The organism is Micromonospora andamanensis, assembly GCF_016863495.1.
GTDB classification, from domain to species: Bacteria; Actinomycetota; Actinomycetes; order Mycobacteriales; family Micromonosporaceae; genus Micromonospora; species Micromonospora andamanensis.
The window spans coordinates 254,375-273,300 of the sequence record NZ_BOOZ01000003.1; the positions used below are offsets into that span (position 1 = coordinate 254,375).

19 protein-coding genes and 1 pseudogene are annotated in these 18,926 nt (G+C 70.7%); 7 read left to right on the forward strand and 13 right to left on the reverse strand.

The genetic code is table 11. From position 1 onward, the window contains the following. Positions 1–102: 102 nt before the first annotated feature. The gene (locus Van01_RS03670) at positions 103–900 is read right to left on the reverse strand and encodes an alpha/beta fold hydrolase (protein WP_203999820.1); all 798 of its coding nucleotides are present in this window, start codon (positions 898–900) and stop codon (positions 103–105) included. Between the two features lie 111 nt (positions 901–1,011). On the opposite strand from Van01_RS03670, the gene Van01_RS03675 reads away from it, so the two are divergent. The 6 genes from Van01_RS03675 (at position 1,012) to Van01_RS03700 (ending at position 5,830) form a co-directional block, all read left to right on the forward strand. Next, complete coding sequence (locus Van01_RS03675; protein ID WP_203999824.1) at positions 1,012–1,641, forward strand: helix-turn-helix domain-containing protein; 630 nt, start codon at positions 1,012–1,014, stop codon at positions 1,639–1,641. A gap of 2 nt (positions 1,642–1,643) precedes the next feature. Then, on the forward strand, positions 1,644–2,483 hold the full coding sequence (locus tag Van01_RS03680) for a hypothetical protein (RefSeq protein ID WP_203999827.1): 840 nt from the start codon (positions 1,644–1,646) through the stop codon (positions 2,481–2,483). 69 nt (positions 2,484–2,552) lie between these two features. Beyond that, positions 2,553–2,867, forward strand: a complete 315-nt coding sequence (locus Van01_RS03685) for a DUF2516 family protein (protein WP_099849309.1) — start codon at positions 2,553–2,555, stop codon at positions 2,865–2,867. Then, positions 2,864–3,751: an alpha/beta fold hydrolase gene (locus Van01_RS03690; RefSeq protein WP_203999842.1), complete on the forward strand. Its 888-nt coding sequence runs from the start codon at positions 2,864–2,866 to the stop codon at positions 3,749–3,751. Before Van01_RS03685 ends, Van01_RS03690 begins: the two co-directional genes overlap by 4 nt. 11 nt (positions 3,752–3,762) lie before the next feature. Further along, a complete protein-coding gene (locus tag Van01_RS03695) occupies positions 3,763–4,500 on the forward strand; it encodes an alanyl-tRNA editing protein (RefSeq protein WP_203999845.1) in 738 nt (245 codons plus the stop codon). Positions 4,501–4,915: 415 nt separating this feature from the next. Further along, positions 4,916–5,830 (forward strand): SDR family oxidoreductase, encoded by a 915-nt coding sequence (locus tag Van01_RS03700; RefSeq protein WP_203999848.1) that lies wholly within the window; start codon positions 4,916–4,918, stop codon positions 5,828–5,830. Positions 5,831–5,932: 102 nt separating this feature from the next. Here the strand turns inward: Van01_RS03700 and Van01_RS03705 are convergent, their stop codons facing one another. The 5 genes from Van01_RS03705 to Van01_RS03725 are packed head-to-tail and all read right to left on the reverse strand — an operon-like array spanning position 5,933 to position 10,580. After that, on the reverse strand, positions 5,933–6,943 hold the full coding sequence (locus Van01_RS03705; protein WP_203999851.1) for a helix-turn-helix transcriptional regulator: 1,011 nt from the start codon (positions 6,941–6,943) through the stop codon (positions 5,933–5,935). Positions 6,944–6,949: 6 nt separating this feature from the next. Next, positions 6,950–7,600, reverse strand: coding sequence for a response regulator (locus tag Van01_RS03710; RefSeq protein ID WP_203999854.1), 651 nt, complete (start codon positions 7,598–7,600; stop codon positions 6,950–6,952). Then, positions 7,597–8,904 (reverse strand): sensor histidine kinase, encoded by a 1,308-nt coding sequence (locus Van01_RS03715; RefSeq protein WP_203999857.1) that lies wholly within the window; start codon positions 8,902–8,904, stop codon positions 7,597–7,599. The genes Van01_RS03710 and Van01_RS03715 overlap by 4 nt, the downstream gene beginning before the upstream one ends. 22 nt (positions 8,905–8,926) lie before the next feature. After that, on the reverse strand, positions 8,927–9,661 hold the full coding sequence (locus Van01_RS03720) for an ABC transporter permease (protein WP_203999860.1): 735 nt from the start codon (positions 9,659–9,661) through the stop codon (positions 8,927–8,929). 10 nt (positions 9,662–9,671) lie between these two features. Continuing rightward, the gene (locus tag Van01_RS03725) at positions 9,672–10,580 is read right to left on the reverse strand and encodes an ABC transporter ATP-binding protein (protein ID WP_203999864.1); all 909 of its coding nucleotides are present in this window, start codon (positions 10,578–10,580) and stop codon (positions 9,672–9,674) included. A gap of 160 nt (positions 10,581–10,740) precedes the next feature. Here Van01_RS03725 and Van01_RS03730 point away from each other — a divergent pair, with 160 nt between their 5' ends. Further along, a complete protein-coding gene (locus Van01_RS03730; RefSeq protein ID WP_203999882.1) occupies positions 10,741–11,532 on the forward strand; it encodes an EI24 domain-containing protein in 792 nt (263 codons plus the stop codon). 36 nt (positions 11,533–11,568) lie between these two features. Here Van01_RS03730 and Van01_RS03735 read toward each other — a convergent pair. The 7 genes and pseudogenes from Van01_RS03735 to Van01_RS03765 form a co-directional block, all read right to left on the reverse strand. Then, positions 11,569–11,961, reverse strand: a pseudogene (locus Van01_RS03735) (GNAT family N-acetyltransferase); the annotation flags it as partial. A 126-nt stretch (positions 11,962–12,087) separates the two neighbouring features. Next, a complete protein-coding gene (locus Van01_RS03740) occupies positions 12,088–13,041 on the reverse strand; it encodes an endonuclease domain-containing protein (protein ID WP_203999885.1) in 954 nt (317 codons plus the stop codon). Positions 13,042–13,133: 92 nt separating this feature from the next. Continuing rightward, the gene (locus Van01_RS03745; RefSeq protein WP_203999888.1) at positions 13,134–14,141 is read right to left on the reverse strand and encodes a LacI family DNA-binding transcriptional regulator; all 1,008 of its coding nucleotides are present in this window, start codon (positions 14,139–14,141) and stop codon (positions 13,134–13,136) included. Positions 14,142–14,160: 19 nt separating this feature from the next. Beyond that, positions 14,161–15,531, reverse strand: a complete 1,371-nt coding sequence (locus tag Van01_RS03750) for a GH1 family beta-glucosidase (RefSeq protein WP_203999891.1) — start codon at positions 15,529–15,531, stop codon at positions 14,161–14,163. Beyond that, positions 15,528–16,361 (reverse strand): carbohydrate ABC transporter permease, encoded by an 834-nt coding sequence (locus Van01_RS03755; protein WP_203999894.1) that lies wholly within the window; start codon positions 16,359–16,361, stop codon positions 15,528–15,530. The genes Van01_RS03750 and Van01_RS03755 overlap by 4 nt, the downstream gene beginning before the upstream one ends. Positions 16,362–16,383: 22 nt before the next feature. After that, on the reverse strand, positions 16,384–17,391 hold the full coding sequence (locus Van01_RS03760; RefSeq protein WP_203999897.1) for a carbohydrate ABC transporter permease: 1,008 nt from the start codon (positions 17,389–17,391) through the stop codon (positions 16,384–16,386). Between the two features lie 116 nt (positions 17,392–17,507). Continuing rightward, entirely contained in the window at positions 17,508–18,815 is a 1,308-nt protein-coding gene (locus tag Van01_RS03765; RefSeq protein ID WP_203999900.1) for an ABC transporter substrate-binding protein, read from the reverse strand. Between the last annotated feature and the right edge of the window lie 111 nt (positions 18,816–18,926).

Below are 18,926 nucleotides of genomic sequence, written 5' to 3' on the forward strand. Positions count from 1 at the left end.
CCACTCCACCCCGCGATCTTGCACTTTTCGTCCCCGCAAACCTGGTCAGACCGGGTACTTCGGCGACCGAAAGTGCAAGATCGAAAGGATGGGGGGCGCGTGTCAGGGGAGGAAGGTGAGGAGGGCGGAGTTGGTGTGGGTGGGGTGTTCGAGGGGGAGTAGATGGGCGGCGTCCAGTACGTCGGGTAGGCGTACCGCGTGGGGTGCTTCGGCGGCGATGCGATCGGCGAGGTGGCGGATGTCGGGTACGTCCGCCGCGCCGGCGGCGACCAGTACGGGCATGGTCAGCTCGGCGAGTCGCCCGATGGCCGGCGGGTCGAGTTCGGCCACGTCCACGGCGCTGAGCGCCAACTCGGCGGCGAGCGCGCGTTCGTCCATCTCGGTGGCGAAGGTGACCAGATCAGGGTCCACGTCCGCTGGCTCGCGTTCCGGGCCGACCACCCAGAACCGCACCTCACCCGCGGCCGTAGCGGCGAAGTCCTCCGGATCGACGTCGCCGACCAGGCTTTCCCACAGGTCGTTCGTCTGCTCCGACCATTCGTGACCGGAAACCGCGGTACCGAGCAGTGCGAGCGCGCTCACCCGGTGTGGGTGGGCGAGCGCGGTGTCGATCGCCACCGCCCCGCCAAAGGAGCAGCCGACAAGCGCCGTGCTGGTCAACCCGAGGGCGTCGAGCAGGCCGACCACGTCGTCGTGGTGGGCGAAGGCGCTCGGCGGCAGCTCGGACTCCCCGTAGCCCCGCAGGTCGAGGGCGATCACCCGGTGCCGGGTCGCGAGCGGCGCGATCTGGTCGCGCCACATGCGGCGGTCGGCGATACCGGCGTGCAGCAGTACGACAGGCGAACCGGTGCCGGCCTCGTCGTACGCCAGTAGGGCTCCGTTTACCTGGATCTTGGTCACCGCAGGACGGTACGACCGGGTGCGAGACGTCCGCAAGCTGGTAATGAGACGTCGCTAACTCCGGCTAGCACTTTGCTTGCAGCTGCTAGCAGCGCGGGCTAGCGTTGAGTCATGGCCACTCCCAAGGACCTTCCCGACGTCGGCGGGTTCATTCGTGACCTGCGGCGGAACGCGAAGATTTCGCTCCGGCAACTGGCCGACCAGGCGGGGGTCAGCAACCCCTATCTCAGCCAGATCGAGCGCGGCCTGCGCCGCCCGAGCGCCGAGGTGCTCCAGCAGCTCGCCAGCGCGTTGCGGGTCTCCACTCCGGCGATGTACCTGCGGGCCGGGCTGCTCGACGACAAGGAGGGCCAGGGCGTGCTGGCCGCCATCGCGGTCGACGCGGACCTGACGATGGCCCAGAAACAGTCCCTGACTCAGATCTACGAGACATTCCGCCGGGAGAACGCCCGGCTGGCCGAAGCGACAGCCACGATGAGCGGCGCGAGCGGCGAGACCGACACCCCGGCCGCGAGCGGCGAGACCGGCAGCTCCGACGCGAATGAGGTCACCGCTCCCGACGTGGCCAATCTGGCCGCGACCGGACCCACCACCGCGGCGGGCACCCCGACCGAAGCGGTGCTCGAATCGGTCGCGGTGACCGAAGCGGGTACCGCTCCCGCGCCGAACAGCACCCCAGCCAGAAAGGCCGCCCGCAAGGTGGTCCGCAAGACCGCGACCGCGGCCCAGGAGGAGAAGTAGTCATGACCCAGCCGAAGACCAATCGCATCCCTGCCCCGATCTACGCCGCGGCCGGTGCCGGTGAACTGGCCCTGCAGCAGCTGCGCAAACTGCCCACCGTGGTCGGTGAGCTGCGCGACCGTGTCGTCGCCGATGGCGGCCGGGCCGTCAACGAGCTCGGCGGCAAGGCCGTCGTCACCGGCTTCGAGCTGCGCCAGAAGGCGAACGACACGCTGCGTAACGCCAACCGGACGGCCGAGTCGCTGCGGCAGAAGGCCGCCCCACCGGCGGACCTGGCGAAGCTCCGCGAGCACGCCGACCTGGCGAAGCTCCGCGAGCGGGCCGACCTGGCGAAGCTCCGCGAGGCCGCTGACCTCAACAAGCTCCGCGAGGCGGCCGACCTGGCCAAGCTGCGGGAAGCGGCCGACCTGGACCGACTGCGCGAGTTGGCCACCCGCAACGCGGCGGTCGTCGTCGCCGGTGCCCAGGCCGCCCAGATGCGGGCGTTGGCCGCGTACGGTGCGTTGGTGGCCCGGGGTGAGCGGGTCGTCGGCACCAGCGTGCTGGAGGCCGCCGACACGGTGAACGCCGACATCGAGGCAACCGAGGCCACCATGCCGGTCGAGGCCACCACGCCGGCCGTCTCCGCCGAGCCGCCCGCGACCGTGAAGAAGACCGCCACCGTCAAGAAGGCCGCGACCGCCGAGGTGCCGAGCCCGGCCGAGGTGGCCGAGATCGTGGAGGCCAAGCCGGCTGCCGCGAAGCGGGCCACCCGGGCCAGGTCGACCACCCGGCAGACCGCCACCAAGCGGACCGACGGCCCGTCGGCGAAGCTGCCCCGGGGCACCAAGCGGAGCCAGTGAGTCACCAGCCGGCGATCCCGGACCGTCCTGTCGCCACGGACCCGGGGTCGCCGGCATAAGCTTGCCGTCATGGCCAACGCCGCGCCGATCTTCGTCTTCGACGTCCGCTTCGTGATCGAGCTGATCCTGTTCGTCTTCGCACTGATCGTGCAGGGGGTGGCTCTCGTGCACGCCGTGACGCAGCGCTCCGATGCCTTCCCGGCGATCGGCACCCTGCCGAAGGGCGGCTGGATCGCGATCCTGGCGGTCACTCTCCTGCTCACTCTGCTGACCCGCTCCACCCTCAGCATCTTCGGGCTGATCGGTGTGGCGGCGGCGCTCATCTACCTGCTCGACGTCCGGGTCGGACTACGCGACCTGGGCGACAACAGAGGGTCCTGGTGAGAGCCTTCCGCTGGCCACCACCACCGGACGGGGGACCACGCACCTGGGGTCCCGGCCCGGGTGCTCCGCGTACCGGCCGGCCGCCGTTGCCCGACCCGGAAACCGAACTGGTCGCCACCCCACACGGCGTACGGCTGGAGCGGTTGGTGACAGGTGTCGGTGACCCGGTCACCGTCTTCGCGCACGGGCTGGCCAACGGCATCGCCACCACCCGACCCTTCGGCAGCGGTGTCACAGGTCGTCGGGTCTTCTTCCAGTTCCGTGGCCACGGTCGTTCCGACGTGCCCGAGGGCCCGTGGACTTATCTCGATCTGGCCCGTGACCTGCGGGCGGTCGCCGATCTCAGCGGCGCGACCCGCGCCTTCGGAGCCAGCCTGGGCGCGGGTGCGCTGTGTCGCCTGCTCGCCGAGAGCCCGGAGCGGTTCGAGCGGCTCGTCTTCTTCCTACCTGCCGCCCTCGACAGGCCACGTGGATCTGTCGCCCGGGCGCGACTGACCGAACTGCTGTCGGCCGTGGAGAGTGGGGACGCCTCGGCGGTGGCGGAGGTCGTCTCCACCGAACTGCCGCCGGCCGTCCGTAACACCCCGGCCGGCTGGGCCTACCTGCGGCAACGGCTGGACCATCTGCTGCGTGACGGACTCGCCGCCGGCCTGGTCGACCTACCGGAGCAGGCTCCACTGCCCGACGCCAGCGTGCTCGCCCGGGTGACCGCGCCGGCGCTGGTGATCGCGGCCGAGGGCGACGACCTGCATCCGGTGGAGGTGGCCGAGCAACTCGCTACCGTGCTGCCCCGAGCAACCCTGCACCGGTACGACCGTCCCGGTGTGCTCTGGACGGAACGCGCCGACCTGCGCGGGCGGATCTCGGACTTCCTCAACGGGTAGCCTGCCCTGTCATGGGCGTCACACACCACGGCCGTACGCACCGACTCGATCTCGCCGATCCGACCCTGCGGGAGTGGGAGTGCACGGTTCTGCACGCCGACCCGGAGCAGGGCGTGGTGCTGGACCGCTCGGCGTTCTACCCGGGCGGCGGCGGCCAGCCACCGGACCACGGCGTACTGCTGTGGCAGGGGGTGCAGACCCGGATCGTCGGCACCCGCAAGGGCGACGACCTGTGGCTGATCCCGGCCGAGGGTGACCCGCTGCCGCCGGCCGGCACCACTGTCACCGGTGCGGTGGAGGACGAGCGGCGCAGCCGCCTGATGCGTACCCATTCCGGCCTGCACGTGCTCTGCGGCGTGGTGTTCCGTGACTTCGGCGCGCTGGTCACCGGCGGCAACATGGAACCCGGCGAAGCCCGGATGGACTTCAACCTGCCCGAGGTACCTGCCGACTTCAAGACCCGCATCGAGGAGTTGGTGAACGCCGAGGTGGCGGCGGACCGCTCGGTCGCCACCCGGGTGCTGCCGCGCGAGGAGGCGCTGGCGCTACCGGACATCATCCGTACCCAGTCGAACCTGATCCCGCCGGACGAGGTGGAGGTCCGCATCGTCGACATCGTGGGGCTGGACGTGCAGGCCGACGGCGGCACCCATGTCGCGTCGACGGCGCAGATCGGCAAGGTGCGGGTGGTCAAGGTGGAGAGCAAGGGACGGGCCAACCGCCGGGTCCGGATCCGCCTCGCCGACTGACACCAGCGCCGAGCCCCGCCCGCGCCCAGGTCACGGGCTGGGCCAGGTCACGCACGGGGCCCGGCGCGGTCGGGGTCCGGTCAGAGGCGGGGCCCGGTCGCGGGCGTGCTCGGTCGCGGAATGCGGCGTTTTGGTGTATCAGGCGCTCGGGAAGGCCCGGAATGCCGCATGTCGCGGGCGGCTCACGGTGGGTGTGCGTGTGGGAGGGCCCAAGGTCTCGCGCAGCGGGGCGGGCGCAGGATGCCGCAATTCGCCGTATCGGGCGCGATGGAGGGACCGGAATGCCGCATGTCGCGGCTCGCCCGGCGGCTGTCGCGGCGCCCGGGTGACTGTCGTGGCTCGCCCGGCGGATCACGTAGCGGATCGTCCGGAAATCTGACGCCGGGTGTCAGGTATTGCTGGCAACGTGGCGGGCATGACGACATCGTTGACTGGGCGGGTGGCGCTGGTCGCCGGGGCGACGCGGGGCGCCGGCCGGCAGATCGCCGTGCAACTGGGCGCGGCGGGTGCCACCGTGTACGCGACCGGTCGCAGCAGCCGCGCCGGCCGCTCCGAACTGGACCGCCCGGAGACCATCGAGGAGACTGCCGAACTGGTCACCGATGCCGGCGGCACCGGCATCGCGGTCCGGACCGACCACCTGGTGCCCGACGAGGTGCGGGCCCTCGTCGAGCGGATCGACGCCGAGCAGGGCCGACTCGACGTGCTGGTGAACGACGTGTGGGGGGCGGATCCGCTGATCACCTGGGAGAAGCCGGTCTGGGAGCAGCCACTCGACGCCGGTTTCCGGACGCTGCGGCTGGCGGTCGACACGCACGTGATCACCAGTCACTTCGCGCTGCCGCTGCTGATCCGTCGGCCGGGTGGACTGGTGGTGGAGATCGGGGACGGCACGAAGGCGTACAACGACGACAACTATCGGCTCTCGGTCTTCTACGACCTGGCCAAGACCTCGGTCAACCGGCTCGCCTTCAGCTGGGCGCATGAACTCAAGCCGTACGACGGCACGGCCGTCGCGCTCAGCCCGGGCTGGCTGCGGTCCGAGGCGATGCTTGAGCACTTCGGTGTGACCGAGGCCAACTGGCGCGACGGCGCGGCAAAGGATCCGCACTTCCTCATCTCGGAGACCCCGGCCTTCGTCGGCCGCGCGGTCGCCGCGCTCGCCGCCGACCCGGACCGGGCACGCTGGAGTGGCCAGTCAGTCTCCGCCGGGGAACTGGCAAAGGTGTACGGCTTCACCGACGTCGACGGCAGCCAGCCGGACGCCTTTCGGTACATCAGCGAGGTGGTCGACGCCGGTCGCCCCGCCGACGTCACCGGCTACCGCTGATCGTCGCCCGCCGTCCGGCCGCGCATGCTGTCCGGTGGTGCACGCCTTTCGGTTGTGCACGCCGGTCGGCGGCTCCGGTGGCTGTCCTCGCTGGTGGGCGGCTCACGACCGGCCGGCCTCGTCGGCCGGCGGCCGACGATCAGCGGCGTAGAGGGCGGCGGTCCGGGCCGACGCCTCGGCCAGCCGCGCCCGCAACTCGGGCGGGTCGAGCACCTCCACCTCCGGGCCGAGACCGAGCACCTGGGCGTACGCCACCTCCACGGACTCGACGGGCAGCCGGATCGTCGACCAGCCCTGTTCGTCGGGCCCGGTAGCGGCGGCGACCGCCTCGTCGTACCCGAAGGGGGTGTCGATCAGGTGCCGGAGCCGGCGCAGGCCGGCGGGGCTCAGCCGGAGCGTCACCTCGGCCCGCAGCATGCTCCGCAGGAACGAGGTGGCCTGTCGTTGCCAGTGGGCGGCCAGGTCGAAGTCCGGCTCCCGGTCGAAGCCCTCCTCGTGCTGTTCGACAGAGGTGACCCGGTCCACCCGGTAGGTGCGGACATCCTCGCCGACCCGGCCGACGAGATACCAGGTCCCGCTCTTGAGGACCAGGCCGTAGGGACAGATCTGGCGGGTGACCTCGTGCTCCCCGCGCCGGTAGCGCAGTGTCACGACCCGGTCCCGCCAGACCGCGTCGGCAAGCTCGGTAAGCCACTGCGGCGGGGCGTTCTGGTGGTGGTACCAGCCGGGTACGTCCAGGTGGAAACGCTGGCCGGTGCGGACCGGGGCGTCGCGCAGGCTCGGCGGCAAGGCGGCGAGCACCTTGAGCTGCGCTGCGGCCACCGCGTCGGTAAGTCCCATGTCACCGGCCGGGCCGGGTAGCCCGGCGAGGAACAGCGCCTCCGCCTCGTCGCGGGTCATCCCGGTCAGCCGGGTGCGGTAGCCGCCGAGCAGCCGGTAGCCACCGGCCCGCCCACGGTCGGCGTAGACCGGCACCCCGGCGGCGGACAGCGCCAGCACGTCCCGGTAGACAGTCCGTTCGGAGACCTCCAGCTCACGGGCCAACTCGGCCGCCGTCATCGCCTCACGGGACTGGAGCAACAGCAGCAGCGACAGCAACCGCGACGCCCGCACCGACGGTCACCGTCCGCCGGGGGTCAACAAACCCCTGTCGTACGCGGCGGCCACGGCGGCGGCCCGGTCGTTGACCCCGAGCTTGGCGTAGACGTGCAGCAGGTGGGTCTTGACCGTGGCCTCGCTGATGAACAGGCGCGCGGCGGCCTCGCGGTTCGACGAGCCACGGGCCACCAGGGTGAGCACCTCCAACTCGCGTTGGCTGAGTGGTTCCTCGGCCGGCTGCCGTGGGGTACGCAGGCGACCCATCAGCCGGCCGGCCACGCTTGGCGAGAGCACCGACTCACCCCGGGCGGCGGCCCGTACCGCCCGCACCAGTTCGTCGCGGGGCGCGTCCTTGAGCAGGTAACCGGTGGCGCCGGCCTCGATCGCCGGCAGCACGTCCGCGTCGGTGTCGTACGTGGTCAGCACCAGCACCTTCACTGGACTGCCCGCCGCGACGAGGCGGCCGATCGCGGTCACCCCGTCCATCCCCGGCATCCGCAGGTCCATCAGCACCACGTCGGGGCGGTGGCGGGCGACCATGGTCAGGGCCTCCGCGCCGTCCGCCGCCTCGCCGACCACCTCGAACCCGGGGTCACCGGCGAACATGCCACGGAGCCCGTCCCGCACCACCGGATGATCGTCGACGATGAGCAGGCGTACCGGGGCGGTCATGCGGCGGCTCCGGGCAGGGCCGGCACCGAGGCCGAGACGGCGGTGCCGGCACCCGGTTCGGACTCGACCGCCAGTTGGCCACCGACCCGGGTAACCCGCTGCCGCATCGCGGTCAGGCCGTAGCTTCCGTCCTGGTCAGGTGTTGCCGACCTGTCGGTCACGTCGAACCCCGAGCCGTCGTCACGGACATCCAGAGTGACGATGTCCGACATGTACGATAAAGTCAGCCCGACCCGGGACGCGGCGGCGTGCCGGGCCACGTTGCTCAGTGCCTCCTGCGCGGCCCGCAGCAGCGTCACCTCGATCTCCGGGTGCAGCGGTCGGGGTGTCCCTGTCGTGTTGACGTTGGCTGCCACCCCGTGCAGGGCCGACCAGCGCTCTCCCAGCTCGGAGAGGGCGTCGGGAAGGCGGGCCGTCTCCAGGGGCTCGGGGCGCAACGCCCGGACCGACCGGCGGGCTTCGGTGAGGCTCTCCCGGGCCAGCGCCAGGGCGTTGTCGACGTGCCGACGCCAGTCGGCCGAGCGGTCGCGGGTCTGCTCGGCCGCCTCCAGTTGGGTGATGATGCCGGTAAGCCCCTGCGCCAGGGTGTCGTGGATCTCCTGTGCCATCCGCTGCCGCTCGTCCAGTACGCCGGCCTCGCGGGCCTGGGTGATGAGCTGGGCGTGCAGCCCTTCGTTCTCCCGTACCGTCTCGGCGAGTTGCTGGTTGGCCGCGGCGAGTTCCGCCACCAGCCGTTTGCGCTTCGCCTCTTCCCGTTCGCCCACGTAGCTCAGCCAGCTCACCGCGCCGGCCACCACCAGGTTGAACAGCACGAGCACCAGCCACAGCGTGAAGTGCGACCACGACCGGGGCAGGCCGCCGCCCTGTGCGGTGCCGACAAGCACGGCGGTGCAGCCCATCCCGACGAACCGCCACCCTCCGCTGAGCAGGGCGAAGGCGTGCAGGAACCCGATCCAGGCGAAGAATCCGTACCAGGGGCTCGCACACACCAGGACGGCGGCGAAGGCGAGCAGGCCGACGTAGTAGCCGGCCATCAACCTGCGCCGCTCCCGCCACTGCGGGTGCAGGGTGTGGAACCAGGCGATCCACGCGGCGGATGCGCCGGCCACGACGAGCGTGGGCGCCAGCGGCAGACCGCCGGGTGCCGGCGCGAAGGTGGCCAGCAGCGACCCCACGAGCAGTCCGCAGTAGGGCAGCACCAGGTGCAGCCGCGCCTCCCGCGCCCGCCAGTCGGCCAGCCGGTCGTCGTCGCCGGTCCCGTCCCCGGCGAGGCTGGGCCCCCGAGCCCTCTCGCAGCTGGTCATCCCGTCCCCGCTCACCGTGCCGTCACTCCCAGCGGAACAGCTTCGCCGCTGCGGCACCGGCCGCCACGGCGATGACCGCCATTATCCCCAGATGCAGTGGGTGCGGTGCGGTGCCGGTCCAGGCGTCGAGCAGCGCCTGGACCCCGGGCGGCGTGTAGGCGCCCACGTCGGCCAGGAAATCGGGCAGCAGGAACCGGGGCAGGTACACCCCACCGAAGAACATGATCAGCATGAACACCGGTACCGCAAGCGCCTGGGCCGACTTGGCGGTGGGCGCGACCGCCGCCACCAGCAGCCCCACCGCGAGCAGCGCGGCCGTACCCAGGACGAGCGCCGCCGCGAAACCCAGCGGATGCTGCGGCAGCGGGGTGCCGAACGCGACCCGGGCGACCACTGCGAGAAGCACCGCGCTGGCCAGGATGCCCACCAGGGCCAGCACGAGCTGGGCGGCCAGCAACGCCAGCGGACTCGCAGGTGTGGTGGCCAGCCGACGGAGAATGCCGCGCTCCCGGTAGGTGGCGAGCACCGTGGGCAACGCGTTCACCGCGACCATCGCCAGCGTGACCACAAGCAGCGACGGGGTGAAGTACGTGACGAACGACTGGTTGTCGAAATCCGGATTCGGCTCGCGCAGCGTGGGAATCAACCCGAGCACCACCAGGATCAGGGTGGGCAGGGCGACAGTGAGCACAAGCGTCGGAATGTCCCGCAGGTGCAGCTTCGCCTCAGTCTTGAGGATCTGGCCGAAGGCGTGCATTGAGTCCCCTTCAGTCGGCGAGCCGGCGCCCGGTCAGCTCGACGAACGCGTCGTCGAGCGTGGCCTGCTCCAGCCGTAGGTCGGCGGCGATGATCTGGTGGCGGGCGAGCACCGAGGTGACCGCGTGCAGCATGTCGTCGGTACCTGTCACCACCACCTGGCTGCCGCTGCGGGTCACAGCGGAGACCTGCGGCAGGTCGGTGAGCAGTCGGTCGTCGAGCGGTACGGACGGTCGGAACCGGATGCGCTGCTCGGGTACCACCGCCGAGACCAGCCCGGCCGGGGTGTCCAGGGCCACCACCCGCCCCTTGTCGATCACGGCGAGGCGGTCGCAGAGCCGCTCGGCTTCCTCCATGAAGTGGGTGACCAGCAGGATGGTCACGCCGCGGTCCCGAATCCGCTCGATCAGGTCCCAGGTGTCCCGGCGGGCCTGCGGGTCCAGCCCGGTGGTCAATTCGTCCAGGATGGCGATCCGCGGGTTGCCGACAAGCGCCAGCGCGACGGAGAGGCGCTGCTTCTGGCCGCCGGAGAGCTTGTCGTACGGGGTGTTCCGCTTACTGTCGAGGCCCAGCTCGTCGATGAGCTGCGCCGGGTCGGCGGGGTCGCGGTAGAACGAGGCGTAGAGCTGCAACGCCTCGGCGACCCGGAGCCGATCGGGCAGCTGGCTCTCCTGAAGCTGCACCCCGACCTGTTGGCGCAACCGGGCGGCGTCCCGGCGGGGGTCGAGCCCGAGGACCGACACCCCGCCCCCGTCTGGGACGCGCAGCCCGGCCACACACTCCACAGTGGTGGTCTTGCCGGCACCGTTCGGTCCGAGTACGCCGAAGATCTCGCCGGCCTCGACGTCGAAGGAGACGTCCGCGACCGCCACCGTCTCGCCGTACCGCTTGTGCAGGCTGGTCACCTCGATGACCGGCATGGCCACCGCCTCTCGCCGTCGGGTTCTCGGGTACGACACAAGGGTCCCGAGAGCAGACCGGCGGCGAATCGACCGGCTGTAGGTGATCTTCGTCAGCTCCGGTTGATCGCGGTGATCCGTCAACCGGTGGATGCGCCGACGAGTGACTACGCTCCTGGACGTGCACGCATCCGAGATTCCCTCCACCGCCGTGGGCGCGGGCCGCCGCTTCGTCAGCGGGGCCACGCTGCTGCTGCGGGGCGTCGGTCTGTACGTACGCAACCCGGGCCTGATGCTGCTCGGCGTCATCCCGGCGCTGATCTCCGGGGCGATCTTCGTGTCCGCGTACGCCTTGCTCGTCTTCTTCGTCGACGACCTGGCCGCCGCGGCCACCCCGTTCGCCGACGACTGGCCCACGACGGCCCGGGGCGTGGCCCGGGTGATCGCCGGCCTGGCGTTCCTCGGCCTCGGCGGCCTGCTCACCGTCCTCACCTTCACCGCTGTCACCCTGGCCGTCGGCGACCCGTTCTACGAGAAGATCTCCGAGCGGGTGGAGCGGCGCTACGGCGGTACGCCGGACGCGATCGAGGTGCCGTTCTGGCCGTCGCTGCGGCGCAGCGCCGCCGACTCGCTCCGGCTTGTCGCCCTGGCCGCGTTGTTCGGCGTGCCGTTGTTCGCCGCCGGTTTCATTCCGCTCGTCGGTCAGACCGTGGTGCCTGTCATCGGTGCGGCGGTGGGCGGTTGGCTGCTCGCCGTGGAACTGACCGGCGCGCCCTTCTCCCGGCGCGGCAAGCGACTGCCGGACCGCCGCGCCGCGCTCAAGGTGGACCGCGCCACCTCACTCGGCTTCGGAGTCGCGGTATTCGTCTGCTTCCTGATCCCACTCGGTGCCGTACTGCTGATGCCGGCCGCGGTGGCCGGCGCCACCCTGCTGGCCCGCAGCTCACTCGGCCAACCCATCACCGAGGGCTGACATGGACATCACCTTGGCCGCGGGTGACCTGGGGGTCTAGGCCGGGCGCAGCTCGCGCACGCAGGACCACTGGGTGGCCACCTGCTGGTAGCCGAGCCGGTTGTTGACCGCCAGCATCGGCGCGTTCGCGGCGTCGTTGCCGGTGTAGGCGACGGTGACGCCGCGCGCCGCTGCCCGGTGCAGCGCGGCCAGCTTCACCAACCGGGCCAACCCTCGGCCCCGGGGGTCCGGCACCGTACCTGTGTAGTCCGACCACATCCGCGCGCCGTCGCGTTTCACCAGGCTTATCGACACCAACTCGCCGTCGACCTCGGCGCCCATGCTGGCCTCCCGGTCCAACCCGACGTTGTCCCAGGTGGTGGCGAGCCAGTCGGCATAGCCGATCGCGCCGGACACGACGTCGCCCGGCTCGTCGGCACTGGCCAGCACGTCCACCCGGTGCACACGCGCCCGCTTTTCCGCCGCACCGCCACGCGGCCGGCACGCTGCTCGCGCGTAGGTCGAGGGCCGTGGGTACGTTTGTTGTCGCTGGGACGACAACAAACGTACCCACGTTCAGTCTCGCCAGCCGGCGGTGGTCAGGGCGGCGCGGAGTTGGGCGGCGACATCGTCGGGGCGGTGGCGGACGTCGAAGGCGGTGAACCGCAGGATGCGGTCGCCGTCGATCCAGATCCGGTTCTGTCGACGCAGGTCTGCCGCCCAGTGCCGGGCGTCCATGTGGTGCCCGCCGTCGACCTCCACGTGCAGTCGCCACTGTGGCCAGTAGGCATCCAGGTAGCGGATCCGTCCGGCGGCGTCCCGGCGTCGCTGCTGCGCTGTCGGTGCCGGAAGGTGGTGGCGCCGGCAGAGCCGAATCAGGTCGATCTCGGAGAGCGCCTCCGCGCCACCGGCGAGGTCCTCCAATGTCCGTCGGATCAGGAGCCGCCGCCGGGCCTGGGGCAGCCGGGCGAGGACCGCGCCGATCTCCGCAGGGGTCGCCCGCCGTTGCTGGCAGCCGGCCGCGAGAATCTGTTGCGCATCCTCGTCGGTACGCGCCCACTGGGCCGCGTCCACAAGTGAGCGGGCCATCGAGGTGCGGTCGGGCCGCCCACGCTGTCGGTCCTCGACCGGCAGTTGCCGGGCGCGGCGTACCCGAGCCGCAGGCAGGCCGAGCGGCAGCCGGCGCAGCAGGTCTGCCCGACGTCGGTGATGCGGAACCAGCACGTCGACGGTCTCGTAGCGCCAGTTGCCCCGTAGCCCGCCCGCTGTCGCCGCCGCCAGCCCGGCCAGCACCGCCCCCGGACCGGCCGCCAGCACCGCCACCCACAGGTGCTGTTCTCGACGGTACGGCTCATCGGTCGGGGCGGCCCGCAGGATTCCCCGACACACCCTGCTCCACCGCCCGGTCGCCAGTAGATGCCGGACCTTCGCCGGGGGTAGTTCGGCGGTGGCCTGCGCCCAGCTGACGATCCCCGACTGCTCGAACAGCAACCACTGCAACGCGTCGGCGTCGTCCCTGGGTATCCGCATCTATCGATTGAACCCGAGGTCGGGTACGTTACTTGTCGCCCCAGCGACAAGAAACGTACCCACGCGCGCCGCACACGCCCGCCGTGAGCGGCTCAGGCGGACTCGCGGATGATCAGCTCGGTGGGCAGGATGAGGGCCGGCTCGACCTGTTCACCGGCGGCGAGGCGGAGCAGCAGCCGGGTGCCCTGCCGGCCCAGCTCCACGATCGGCTGTCGAACGGTGGTCAGCGGCGGATCGGTGTATGCGGCGGTCTCGATGTCGTCGAAGCCGATCACCGCCACGTCCTCGGGCACCCGCCGCCCCGCCTCGCGAAGCGTACGCAGGGCGGCGTGCGCCATCAGGTCCGATGCGGCGAAGACGGCGTCCAGGTCGGGGTGGGCGGCGAGCAGTTCACGCATCGCCGCCGCGCCGGACTCGCGGGTGAAGTCGCCCACCGCCACCATCTCCGGCAGCCCGGCGGCGAGGACGGTGTCCCGGTAGCCGGCCAGCCGTTCGATGCCGGCGACCATGTCCTGCGGACCGGCGATGGTGGCGATGCGTCGTCGACCACTGTCGATCAGGTGGCGCACCGCCAGGGTCACCCCGCCGACCTGGTCCACGTCGATGTACGGCACGTCAGCGCCGTCGAGCGGCCGGCCGCTGCACACCACCGGGATGCCAAGCGCGGCCAGCCGGGCGGGCAGCGGATCGGCCCCGTGCAGCGAGGCGAAGAGCACCCCGTCGACGTGCCGCCCGGTGGTGTACCGGGCGACCCGCTCATGCCCGGCCGGTGACCCGGCCAGCATCAGCACCAGTTGCTTGTCGGCGGCCTCCAACTCCTGCGCGGCGCCGCGGATGATTCCCGGGAAGACCTGGTCGTCGGAGAAGACCCGGGTGGCCTCCTCCGGCATCACCAGGGCGATCGAGTCGGTCCGCTGGGTGACGAGGGTACGTGCGGCCAGGTTCGGCACGTACCCCAGCTCGGCGACCGCCTGGCGGACCGCCTCCTGGATCGGCTCGGCGACCGTGGTCGAGCCGTTCACCACCCGGGAAACGGTGGCCCGGGACACCCCGGCCCGTCGTGCCACCGCTTCCAGAGTGGGCCGCTGCGCCCCCGTCATCGGAGAAACCACCACCTCGTCACAGCCCGTTCCGGGAGATCACCTCCTGGTACCACCGGGCGCTGGACTTCGGTGTACGCCGCTGAGTGAGGTAGTCGACGTGCACGATGCCGAATCGCTTACGGTACCCCTCGGCCCACTCGAAGTTGTCAAGCAATGACCATACGAGATAGCCGCGCAGGTCGACGCCCCGGGCGATGGCCTCGTGCGCGGCGCGCAGGTGGCCGTCGAGGTAGGCGATCCGGTCCGAGTCCTGCAGGGGGGTCGTCGGGTCGGCGGTCTTGTCCGGGAAGGCCGCGCCGTTCTCGGTGATCAGCAGCGGCACCGCCGGGTAGTCGGTGGCGATGCGTTCCAGCAGCCGGGTCAGTCCGGCCGGTTCGATCATCCAGCCCATGTCGGTGAGCGGCCCGACAGGTGCCAGGAACTGCACAGCACCCTCGGTACCCGGGTACGCCCCGCCGCCACCGGCACCGTCCGGCCGCCCGGCGACGTAGGTCGGCGCGTAGTAGTTGATCCCCAGCAGGTCGATCGGTGCCGCAATGATCTTCTCGTCGCCGTCCTCGATGAAGGTGGGCTCCACGATCCGCGCGACATGCTCCCGGACGTCGTCCGGGTAGCCGCCGACCAGCAGCGGATCGAGGAAGATCCGGTTGTGCAGACCGTCGACCAGACGTGCGGCGGCGGCGTCGGCGGCGCTGTTCGGGTCGGCGGGGCGTACGTCTGCGGGATTGAGCGTCACCCCGACGCGGCCGGCGCCACCCGCGCGCAGCGCCTGGACGGCCAGGCCGTGGGCGAGCAACAGGTGATGCACGGCGCTGAAGGCGGCGCCCGGGTCCTGCACGCCTGGCGCGTGCACGCCGTTGCCGTAGCCGAGGTACGCCGAGCACCACGGCTCGTTGAGCGTGGTCCAGGTGCCGACCCGGTCGCCCAGGCGGGCGTACATGGCGGAGGCGTAGGTGGCGAAGTGCTCGGCGGTGTCCCGCTTGGTCCACCCGCCCTGATCCTGCAACGTCTGCGGCAGGTCCCAGTGGTAGAGCGTGATGATCGGGTCAATGCCCCGGCCCAGCAGGGCATCCGTCAGCCTGTCGTAGAAGTCCAGGCCACGGGGGTTGACCGGGCCACTGCCGTCGGGCTGGATACGGGGCCAGGACACCGAGAAGCGGTACGCCTGCAACCCCAGCTCCGCCATCATCGCGACGTCGTCGGCGTACCTGTGGTAGTGGTCGCAGGCGACGTCACCGGTGTGGCCGGCATGCACCTTGCCGGGGGTACGGCTGAAGGTGTCCCAGATCGACTCGCCGCGCCCGTCGTCGCGGGCCGCGCCCTCGATCTGGTACGCCGCGGTGGCCGCACCCCAGAGAAAGTTGTCCGGAAATCTGAACTCAGTCACGCCTTGACCGCACCTTCCATGATCCCGCCGATGATCTGGCGGCCGAACAGGACGAATACCAGCAGCAGGGGCAGCGTGGCGATGGCCGTGCCGGTGAAGACCTGGGACATGTCCTGGTAGTAGCCGTCAGACAGGGCCCGCAACGATAGCTGCACTGTGGGATTCTCCGGGTCGTTGAGCACCGCGTACGGCCAGAGGAAGTCGTTCCAGGTGGTCATGAAGGTGAGCAGACCGAGCACCGCGGCGGCCGGCCGCAGTGCCGGCACCACCACATTCCAGTAGATGCGGGCGGTACCGCAACCATCCACCCGGGCCGCCTCGATCAGCTCGCTGCTGACCGCCTGCCCGGCGTACTGCCGCATCATGAACACCCCGAACCCGGTGACCAGCGCCGGCATGATCACGGCCGGCAGCCGGTCGTTCAGGTTCAGCTTCGTCATCAGCATGTACAGCGGGATGATGCCGAGCTGGGTGGGCACCATCATCGTCGCGATGATGATCATCAGCAGCGCGTTGCTGCCCCGGAAGCGCAGCTTGGCGAAGGCGAACCCGGCCAGGGTGGAGAAGAGCACCACAGAGGTGGTGACCACGACGGCGACGATCGCCGAGTTGATCAGGCCGGTCAGGAAGTAGGCGTCGGTGTTGGCGAACAGCCGGGAGATGTTCGCACCGAGGTTGCCGCCGGGAGTCACCGGCGGCGGCAGCTGACCCATCGCGTCGCTGGACCGGCTGGCCACCACGAACATCCAGTAGATCGGGAAGACCGACAGCACCGCAGCGGCGACGAGCGCGAAGTACGTGAGCGGGCTCGCCCGCCACAGCCGGCTCATCGCGCCACCTCGCTGCGCTCGCTCATCGGGAGCCTCCCTTCCGCTTGCCGGTGTCCGGCCGGGCACCGGCGCCGAGCCGGCGGATGATCAGTACGTTGATCGCCGCGACGATGGCGATCAGGGCGAAGAGCAGCCAGGCGACAGCGGACCCGTAGCCGAAGTTGTAGTAGGGCGCGAAGGCGTTCTCGAACATGTACATGGTCATCGTCTGCGACTCGCGCATCGGCCCGCCGCGGATCGCGTTGGTGCCGGAGTGGAACAGCCGGGGCTCGGTGAACAGTTGGAGCCCGCCGATCGTGGAGATGATGACGCAGAAGATGATCGTCGGCTTGAGCAGCGGCACGGTGATGGTCCAGAACTGCCGGGCCCGGTTCGCGCCGTCGATCGCCGCCGCCTCGTAGAGGTCACGGGGGATGGCCTGCATGGCGGCCAGGAAGATCAGCGCGTTGTAGCCGGTCCAGCGCCAGTCGACCATCGTCGAGATGGCGACCCAGGAGGCGAACCGGTTGGACTTCCACTCGATGCCGTCGACGCCGACCAGGTCGAGCAGCCAGTTGACCATGCCGAACTCGCGGCCGAACAGCACCCCGAACACGATCGCCACGGCGGCCGTGGAGGTGACGTTCGGCACCAGCACCGCCATCCGCCAGCCGGTACGCATGCGGAGCTGCCGGTTGAGCAGGTTCGCCAGCCAGAGCGCGGCGAGCAGTTGCGGGAGGGTGCTGAGGACGAAGATGCCGAGGGTGTTGACCACCGAGTGCCAGAAGTCGCTGTCGACGAGCAGCCGGGTGTAGTTCTCCGCGCCGATGAATGTGGGATCGCTGCCCAGCAGGTCCCAGTCGTGCAGGGACACCCAGAAGGTGTACGCCAGCGGCCAGGCCCCGAAGATCGCGAAGATCACGAAGAACGGGGCGATGTAGAGGTAGGGCGAGTACTTCGCGTCGATCCGGCTCAGCCGGCCGGCCCGGGACGGGCGGGTGTTACGCGGCGCCGGTGTGGCCGGTGGTCGCGCGTCGAGCTGCAACGCCATGACCCGTTGACTCCTTTCCACGCCCCCGCCCCGCGCCGGCCCAGGGCGGAGCGCCGTACGCGTCGGGTGGACGCGGCGGGCCCTGGACCGGCGGCGGGGATGAGGCCGTCGGGCCGTTACTTGGCGGCGGCCTTCTTGGCGTTGTTGATCGCGTCCTGCCATCCCTGCTCGGGGTTGCGCTGCCCCAGCTCGACGGTGCGGACCGCGTTCTCCACCTCGGTGCGGACGGCCTGGTTCTTCGGGCCCATGTAGACCGGCTTCAGCGTCTTCGCGCCCTCACCGAAGATCTTGCCGACCGGCGCGTCGGAGAAGTACGCGTTCGTCGCCTCGGTGATGGCGGGGTCGTCCAGCGCCTGCGGCGAGGACGGCAGCGGACCCTTGGCCTTGAACGCGCCGATGTGACCCTCGGCGCTGGTCAGGAACTTGGCCAGCTTGACCGCCTCGTCCTGGTGCTTGCTCTGCCGGGGCACGGCCAGGTGCGAGCCGCCCCAGTTGCCGCCGTTGCCCGGTACCCGGGCGATGTCCCATTTGCCCTTGGCCTCCGGGCCGGCGTTGCCCTCGATCACGCCGGTCATCCAGGCGGGGCAGGCGATGGTGGCGAACTTGGCCTGCTTGAAGGCGGAGACCCACTCCTCGGACCAGGAGCCGTACTTGCCGGACAGGCCGGCGTTGATGATGTTCATCGTGGTGTCCCAGGCCTGCTTCACCGCCGGGTTGCTGTCCACCACCAGGTTGTCGCTGGTGTCGTAGTAGTGGTAGCCCTGCGCGTTGCCGGCCGACTGGAGCACGATCGTGTTGAAGGTGTTGGTGGCCGCGTCCAGGAACGCCGCACCGGTGTTGGCGGCCTTGAACTTCTCGCCGGTGGCGATGTACGCCTCCCACGTCGGCCAGAGTGCGGACACCTGCTCACGGTCGGTGGGCAGGCCCGCCTTCTCGAAGAGGTCGGTGCGGTAGCACATGGCCATGCCGCCGACGTCGGTGCCGAGCCCGATCAGCTTCTGGCCGTCGGCGGTGAGCCCCTGGTTCCACTTCCACTCCAGGAAGTTGCCCTTGAGGTCGGCGGCACCGTGGTCGAGCAGGTTGACGAAGTTGTCCGGGTTGGCCTTGTACTCGACCATCAGGCCCTCTTCGATGGCCACCACGTCGCCGGCGCCCTTGCCGGCGGCGAGCCACTGGGTCAGCTTCGGCGAGTACTCGTCGAGGTTGCCGCCGGTGCCCCGCTCGACGATCTTGATGTTCGGGTTGGCGTCCATGTACTGCTGGTAGAGCTGCTCGTAGCCGAACTGCCCGAAGACGTCGACGGTGAGCGTTATCTTGCCGTCCCCGGCGGCCTCGTCGTCGCCGCCGCAGCCGCTGGTGACGAGCAGGACGCCGGTGGCGGCCAGAGCGACCGCCGCGAGGCGGTGACGCGGGAATGTGCCCATTGTCTGATGACCCCTCTCAGGTCGGGGTGGTGGTGGAATAGTTTCTGAGAGCGCTCTCTCGTAGCCTGCGGTCCGCGCCGGACGGTGTCAAGAGAGCGCTCTCTCGAGAGG